10 protein-coding genes are annotated in these 7926 nt (G+C 38.6%); 3 read left to right on the forward strand and 7 right to left on the reverse strand.

Annotated features, from left to right (window positions below):
* Nucleotides 1–266 precede the first annotated feature (266 nt).
* Nucleotides 267–689, forward strand: coding sequence for a hypothetical protein (locus tag O9139_RS24020; protein WP_270884287.1), 423 nt, complete (start codon nucleotides 267–269; stop codon nucleotides 687–689).
* A 30-nt stretch (nucleotides 690–719) separates the two neighbouring features.
* Entirely contained in the window at nucleotides 720–1148 is a 429-nt protein-coding gene (locus O9139_RS24025; RefSeq protein WP_270884288.1) for a hypothetical protein, read from the forward strand.
* A gap of 813 nt (nucleotides 1149–1961) precedes the next feature.
* On the opposite strand, the gene O9139_RS24030 is transcribed toward O9139_RS24025, so the two are convergent.
* The 7 genes from O9139_RS24030 to O9139_RS24060 all read right to left on the reverse strand — a co-directional run bounded on the left by O9139_RS24030 (nucleotide 1962) and on the right by O9139_RS24060 (nucleotide 6469).
* The gene (locus O9139_RS24030; protein WP_270884289.1) at nucleotides 1962–2366 is read right to left on the reverse strand and encodes a suppressor of fused domain protein; all 405 of its coding nucleotides are present in this window, start codon (nucleotides 2364–2366) and stop codon (nucleotides 1962–1964) included.
* A gap of 253 nt (nucleotides 2367–2619) precedes the next feature.
* On the reverse strand, nucleotides 2620–2994 hold the full coding sequence (locus O9139_RS24035; protein ID WP_270884290.1) for a site-specific integrase: 375 nt from the start codon (nucleotides 2992–2994) through the stop codon (nucleotides 2620–2622).
* A 102-nt stretch (nucleotides 2995–3096) separates the two neighbouring features.
* Nucleotides 3097–3633: a YczE/YyaS/YitT family protein gene (locus O9139_RS24040; protein WP_270884291.1), complete on the reverse strand. Its 537-nt coding sequence runs from the start codon at nucleotides 3631–3633 to the stop codon at nucleotides 3097–3099.
* A gap of 132 nt (nucleotides 3634–3765) precedes the next feature.
* Nucleotides 3766–4314, reverse strand: a complete 549-nt coding sequence (locus tag O9139_RS24045) for a helix-turn-helix domain-containing protein (protein WP_270884292.1) — start codon at nucleotides 4312–4314, stop codon at nucleotides 3766–3768.
* 574 nt (nucleotides 4315–4888) lie between these two features.
* Nucleotides 4889–5812, reverse strand: coding sequence for an acetamidase/formamidase family protein (locus O9139_RS24050; RefSeq protein ID WP_270884293.1), 924 nt, complete (start codon nucleotides 5810–5812; stop codon nucleotides 4889–4891).
* Nucleotides 5813–5961: 149 nt separating this feature from the next.
* Entirely contained in the window at nucleotides 5962–6171 is a 210-nt protein-coding gene (locus tag O9139_RS24055) for an NUDIX domain-containing protein (RefSeq protein ID WP_270884294.1), read from the reverse strand.
* A 97-nt stretch (nucleotides 6172–6268) separates the two neighbouring features.
* Nucleotides 6269–6469, reverse strand: coding sequence for a cold-shock protein (locus tag O9139_RS24060; protein WP_270884295.1), 201 nt, complete (start codon nucleotides 6467–6469; stop codon nucleotides 6269–6271).
* 801 nt (nucleotides 6470–7270) lie between these two features.
* Between O9139_RS24060 and O9139_RS24065 the strand changes: the two genes are divergently transcribed.
* Nucleotides 7271–7926: IS110 family RNA-guided transposase (locus tag O9139_RS24065; protein WP_270884296.1), on the forward strand; the 656-nt coding region annotated here is incomplete at its 3' end.

Genomic DNA, 7926 nt, shown 5'->3' on the forward strand with positions numbered 1-7926 from the left:
ATTCCCATCAGCTGTTTTATTGTTAATATTTACGATTTACTGTAGCGCGTTTACTTTAACTTTAAATCAATTTGCACCTTCTTGCTTTTTTAACTTGCTGAAATATTTCTTGGCGCTTCGCATTTTTTCTTAAACTGGCCAGAGATTTCGATAAATATCTTAAATAATTTTAAAAAAGTGATATTTTTCTACAGATTAATATTTACATAAAATAGCATATTATGATAATTTATTATTATAAATCCAATTTATAGGAGGATTAATTAATGAAAACTATCAAACTCGTAACTTTAGGAGCTGCCGCTATTGCTGTAATTGCATCAGCGATATGGTTTTCTGCCCCATCATCTGAAGCTGCAATTCCTGACGTTCAAGCAGCAAAGCAGTCTGTAACGAATTATATCGATGCAATTGAGAAACATGATGTAAACGAACTGATAAAATGGGTAAAGGATTCTCGTTTCAACTCGCTCGAAGAGCAAAAGACGGCTTATGCCACTATGTTTAGTAATGATCCTTTTGAAAAAGCGGTGATTACAACCGTAAAAAAAGTTGATGATAACAATTTAATTGTATCCCTTAAGTTAATAAGAAAAGGAAATGGTAAATCTCAAACACTAGATTTACCATTAATTAAGGATAACGGAAGCTGGAAACTTTATATTACCGGTGTTGAAACAAAAGAATAAAAATATTTATTTCAAAAGGAGAGGCACTTAATGAGAAAAATGAAAGCATATGTGATAGCTATTTCATCTCTGGTTGCTGTACTTACCCTGAATGTCCAATCTATTTTTGCAGCAAGTGTTACATATTGGGCTCCTAGTTTCTTAAGTCCAAATGGCAGTTATTATAGTAATTCAACATTTGATATGACTAGTCTTGATCTCACGATTAATGGATATCAATACTTACCTGGTTTTTCAACTGCTAGATCTACCAAATATCAAATAGTGGTTAAAGGTTTTTTCTCTGATGACGTGAAAGGCGAAAAAATCGTTACAGGCTATTATCCAAAAGATGGTACATGGTTCAATGACAGTATTCATGTATCTACCACCTTCACTCCTCCGAAAGGTGTTACAGTTAAAATAACTAACCTTAGTTCGGTCGATGGAGATAATGTCTCAGGGAACGGCTACCAATAATCTTAAATCAATCTGCAATGATTCTCTATATATGGTGGTTCAGGCCCTTAACTCCAATAAAAGTTAGAGGGCCTGCATTTATTATTAACATCAATTAATACAACTCAAAATAGGATATACTTCAATCGCTTAAACTGAGAACCCAAATTATTAATGCTAAACCTAAGGGAACAATTAGTATTACTGCCAAAATGCAAATCCAAAATAATGGAGTTTTAAATAATTCTTTTAAAGACTTACCTATACTACTACTCAGTGACGAGTTTCTCTTCAATCGATTCAATGAGCTGTTTAAAAAGTTATTTATAAATATCTCATCATGTTCCTGCAGATTAGCCCAAATCTCATCATGCAATCTTTTTAAGTGATCCAAATTCTTATCTCGTCCCAAATATCATCACCCCATAAATATACTATTTTTAGATATTTTACATTTTAATTAAATTTATATCAAATATTTACTATGATCACGTTTTTGGATGCTTATTACGACATATTTACTGACGAAAACAAATGGTAAAAAACCCTGATACCTAAATATTTTCATACTCACCTCTGAATCCTCTAAATTACGAATTTCAGTATTTGGTTTGGCTTAATCATCTTTACCTTTCAAAGAAGCTCGGCCTGATTTGTTGAAACACTAATTTATACAGCATTCCTCGCCCCGCTGTCTCAATTCCTCCAAACCAGGCGAATTTCGTGTCCATCCACGCACGCTTGTTGAATCTTGCCTCATTATTTTTGAATCGCTCGCGGAATGGCAGAAGAAATAAAAATAGGCAACCATCTGGCAGTCGCCTATTTTTACGTTTAACCTTCTAGGAAGCAGGGGAGAAAGGGGAGCTTTCGGATGAGATAAAAAGCTGCATGTTTTCCTATAGTATTTATGGATTTCCCATTGCCTGATATAAATTGTAGCGGTTCAAATACCCTCTTTTTAGCATATGTATACCGAGCAAGGTTCGATAGCATATCAATCGACCAAAGACAATTATCCGTTGATTCTTCATTAAGTTTGAATGTCATCTCGTATCCCCAACGACTCCACTCACCACCAAAGGATTCTTCATCAGTGTATAGCTCTGACATTCCATAAGTTAATATATGTTTGTACCCATTTGATGATTGATAGATATTAAATCCGTCTAAGTATTCATTTGCACCAAAAATAGAGCGACTATGTATATCCGTACCGTAATGTTTGGGGATACACATTTGCCTAATGCCCACCTGAGCGTTGGAATGGCCATACGCTTAACCGGCTTTGTATCAGTAACAAATAAAGCTTTACAGGAGTCTTTACGATTGGATAAATACTTCTTCAACCATACTTTACACTCAGTAGTGAAATAAATTTCTCTTTGCTTTGAACCCTTCCCATTTACAATGGCAGAGCAGTTCTCCCAGCTCAGATCCTCATGCTTAGCTTCTCGACCTCTCCAATACGGCAACCCATACTGTAGAGAAATCAAGCAATGCTCTTTCTCTTAGTGACTGACATGAGATCTTCAGATGAGTGACATCTTCCTCCATCAAAACTTAGGAATTCGCGCTCGCGTAGTTTAAGCGATGGGTTGGAAGCTAAATAGGTTTCTTCAAATGCAAAACGATATAGGGAAGACACAAAACGAATGCGGTGTCCCAGGCTACTTGGCTTTAATCGATCGGCCTGCTTAGCCAGATATCCCTTCAATAGATTCAGAGTTACCTCGGAAATATCTATATCTCCTAGATTCGTAACCAGCATCTTGAGCTGCAAAGCATAAGCTTTCAACGTATTTGGACTAAGCCCTTGAATTCTCTTGTCCGCTTCATAATGATGCCAAAGTTCACTTAAAATCATAATAAAACCTCCTATTAGAGCAATTAATCCTAGTTTGCTTCTAATAGGAGGTTTTAAAACTGGGCATTCAACTAGCGTGTCCGTTACTTTAAGTAAAACGCTTCACAAAGTGCTAGATTTCATTGTTTTTACTGTTTCAGCTACACTCTCATGCTCAATATTTTTCACATCAAAGCGTAGTAATTTAAAAGTGAATTCCAAAATAAGTCCAATACCAAATACAGATATTACTGTGCCCATACCTACCTTTGCACCTAACAGCCATCCAATAATAAGAACGGTACCTTCTATTAAACCTCGTATTACTCCAACGGGTGCTTTTGACATACGCTTTCCAAGTGCAACCATGAGTGCATCGCGGGGTCCACAACCGAGGGATGCACCAATATAAAAATAGCTTCCAACGCAGATAACAATTTGTCCTGACAGGAGCATTAGTATGCCAAGCCAAAAATTGGACATCAAGGGAACAATATTGGCAAATTGAATTAAATCCACAAACTTTCCTATCAGTATAGCGTTGAGAATTGTACCAAATCCAATTTTCTCCTTAAACACAAAATCAATGGCAAGGATCACAAAGCCAGAAATGACAACGATATTGCCATACGATATATGGGTCAGATAAGCCGCCCCCATACTGAATGCTTCCCAAGGGGCTAAGCCTATGTTAGCCTGTATACTTAAAAAAGAACCGAGTGCATATAAAAAAAGTCCAAATATCAACCTAATTGTTCTTTTCACATAGTTATTTATAGTAGAAGACCCCTTCTATTCATGATATAGAAGCATAACAATATTTACATCTTGATTTGTTGAGTTCATATATTTATGTTTGCAATTTGCAAGAAACTGTATTGCTTCACCCTCTTGCAAATGAAACGTTTTATCTTCAACTTGTACACTAAAAACGCCCTTTGTACAGATAATATATTCCCTGATACCTGATTCATGGCGCTCGGACACACGTTCAGAATGGGGAGCAATTACATGACGAAATATTTCAAACTTTTTATTTGGGTCAAATTCAAATAAAACAAATAATTCAAATCCATCCCATGCAGAATAATGTTTAATGGTATCATTTGTAGCAATAGATATTTGAGGCGTTTCGGTATGCGTAAGTTGAGCGAGTGGAACATTAATCCCCTCACATATCTTTTCAAGCACAGATATTGTGGGACTTTTTGTGCAACGTTCAATTTCACTCAGCATACTCTTGCTGACACCAGTTAATATAGCTAAATCATCTAATGTAAGATTTCTTTCTTGCCGAATTCTTTTTAAGTTTCTACTAATAGTTTCGCTTGCTGAAACCATACGCACCCCCAAAATACTATAGTAGATTATATCCTCTATAGAGGAAAGATTACTTTCCTTTGAGTTGGTTGTCAAGTTTTTCTTGAAATAATGCTCTCGATATCATATGGATTATGAGCATAATGTACAGCTTTATTAGTGCGTATTGTTCATAAAAAGCTAATTAAGGGAAGCATAATAACCTCCCCTAAAAATTAATATATTTTCAACAATATTCTAAAAACAAAGCCAAAATTTTAATGTTCAAATCTTGTTCACTAAACTGCCAAATAGCTTAACGCGGCCGCCAATTTTACTGGCAGCCGCGCGCTACTTGTTGTTCAAGGAGCTATCGATCTCCGTGAGTTCAGCTATACTTTCTTCAAATAACTTAAAGACAATAAGCCTTTAACAAAGCATGCCATACTATTGAAAGTTGCTTTATTCTGACCGTTAGCTTAATCGGTTGAAAAAAACTACTCTCTGCCTTCCGTCGGGAATAAGATAAAGTTCTTGTCATTTGTTTTTGACAAGAACTTTATCCCATAAAACAAAAAAGCCGCGATTTTCGCGGCACTTAATCATGTCAAATTATTCATTGATCGATTCTCGCAACAGTCGATAAAAATGATTTAGACAGCTTGCAGACTACAGTGTAGGCTGGGTTGAACATATTAGCTATTTCATATTCAACTGCTTGCCCCAGCAGTAAGCTGGCTTCCACGGACGATAACCCGATGTCTTCTTGAAGCAGGCGGAACATCTCGGTAGTTGCATGTTGCAACGCCTGTTCAAGCGGCCGGGCATTGCCGATACAGAACCAATGAGTATCGGTTTCACCTCTTGGCCAGCTAATTGTTTTTCCTTTCTGAACGCTTACAGTGAACCGAACATCCATCGATATTTCGAGACCTGTACCGATGATTTCTCCATCGCCTTGCAAGGCATGACCATCCCCCAGATAAAACAATCCACCTTCGACCGACACTGGAAAATAGACAGTAGTGCCTGCAACCAGCCCTTTGTAGTCCATGTTACCGCCATACTGTCCGCTCGTTGCAGTTGAAATACATTGACCATTGGTAGGCGCCACACCAAAACAACCTAGAAAAGGCCGCAAAGGCAGCTTCAAACCGGCCAAACTAGGTGAAGGGTCCTCAAGAAAAGCGACACCCTGCTCTACATCCACCGTCCAGCGTACAATGTCAGATGCAGACAGTGTAACGGAAACATTTGGATCTATCACTGATGGGGCAAGCATATTGGTTGTCCAAGCCCAATCGCGGTTCGGAGTTATTGATTCAAATCGAACTGCTAGCGTATCTCCGGGCATTGCTCCTTCTACATAGAAAGGTCCTGTCATCGGATTCCCGCGAGTTGCTGCACTGTCACCGTTATTGTCCCAGCCTCTGGCATCAACCGTAGTCGTAATGACTGTATCCCTATCTTGAATCATTAAAACTGCTGAATGATTACCGATCGTATTAAAGTAATGCTGAGGTATGAACTGATGAATCACTTATATTCCTCCCAACGATCTTCAATTTGGTCTAAATAATTAGCTGCGCTGTGTCAACCTATGAGTTTTCGTCTACCTTTTGTGCAATAAAGAGAGGCACGAATTTTACACTTCATCATAACTTTTTCTTACAGCAATATGTGATGCTGTTAATTGAGGCATGCAAGTGTACCAATTTCTGATTGCAAACCGAATTCTTCATGCAACTCTCGCTTGATAGCTTCGGCTGCAGTTTCTCCATATTCAATACTCCTACCAGAGAAGCGATAGAACGTTTCTTCTCTATCACATTGTACCAATACAGCTATTCCGTCCTTACGAGCGATGATTCCCTTAGCCCTTAACATTGGTCGTTTCAAATTGATCTCCTCTAAATCAAAAAGATATGAAAATATTTCTTCACTAGTGAAAAGCCTGTTCCTGACATTTAGTCAAGAACAGGCTCAGATGTTGATATTACAGTTTTACAACATTCTCTGCTTGTGGTCCCCGTTGGCCTTTAACAACATCGAATTGAACACGTTGTCCTTCGTCCAAAGATTTGTAACCCTCGCCTTGAATGGCAGAAAAATGAACGAATACATCGTCGCCGTTTTCCCTTTGAATAAACCCAAACCCTTTTTCTGCATTAAACCATTTGACAGTACCTGTTTCCATTAATATATAACCTCCAAGTTGAAAAACGTTAAGCCCCGAACAAAACGGGACTATTCCCCATTATATCTGATATCGAATGAAAAATACGTTGAAATTTGTCTTAGAAATAAATAAGCTTTGAGGATAACTGCTCGTTTACGAGGCATATGCTCCCTTATATGGAACTATCGGGGTTACCCATCGATATAGTATCCTGTCGTTACTTAATGAAAAAAGGAGCAACTGTGCTCGACAGTCAACTCCCTGTTTACTTCACTTTTCTCTTAGTTCCAGTAATTATTATTTTCCCCACAACTAATACACTGCCGAATTACGGCGATCCTAAAAGCTCCTGTTATTCCAAACATCAACATGACGGCCTCTTCTATCCTTGAGTTCAATTCGAACAACATCGCCTCTTGCATCAAATTTATGTTTTCATACGGGGCAACATATGGATCAAATGGGCTTAATCCCTCAATTATTCTGTCCGTTAATTGAGAAATCTGCAGCCGATCTTCTGGCCGGTGCCGTAGAGTAATGATTGAGCTATCGTGCCCGTTAGCCATACATGCAGCGCAAGCGCTGCACCACAGATCATGAAAATGGGTTAAGCAATTCGTCAATACTTCTACTATGGCTGGGAGAGGAAGGTCGATGAGCTATGGTGCCTTAGAGCCCAACCGTTAGTCTGACTCCAACGATCACGGTGCATCACAGATTGTCGCTCCCTTTCGGGAAGCACTCATGGGAGATTAATCCTACTCTGGTTGTTGCACCAGCCTCTTATCCGAATTAGCCGTAGAGAGAGGATGTTTTTTAGTGGAGGTCGTCATTGAACGTGCATGCGGTATGGATATTCACAAAGATAACATTACAGCATGTATTCTTACGTCTAAAGGAAAGGAGATTCAAACGTTCTCAACGAAAACGGTACATCTATTACAACTCATTGACTGGATTAAACAGCATGAATGTTCTCACGTTGCAATGGAAAGTACAGGCGTATTTTGGAAGCCCATCGTCAACCTGCTCGAAGCTGAAGGTATTGAATTTTTAGTGGTTAATGCCCAGCATATGAAGGCATTACCTGGACGTAAAACAGATGTCAAAGATTCGGAATGGATAGCCAAGCTTCTCCGCCATGGACTACTTAAAGCAAGCTTTATTCCAAACAGAACTCAACGCGAACTTCGAGAACTTGTTCGGTATCGCCGCAGTATCATTGAAGAGAGATCGAGACAACACAATCGCATTCAGAAGGTACTTGAAGGAGCAAACATTAAACTCGGTTCTGTTGTCTCTGATATAATGGGTCTCTCCTCTCGCGACATGCTGCGTGCCATTGCAGATGGCGAAGATGATCCTGAAAAACTAGCAAGTTTTGCTAGGCGCACCTTGAAGCGAAAAAAGGACGAACTCGAACTTGCTCTTCAAGGCTATGTAAACCCTCATCAACGTCTTATGATCAAAACCAT

Origin of the sequence: Paenibacillus aestuarii (assembly GCF_027789125.1) — a bacterium.
Taxonomy (GTDB): domain Bacteria; phylum Bacillota; class Bacilli; order Paenibacillales; family NBRC-103111; genus Paenibacillus_E; species Paenibacillus_E aestuarii.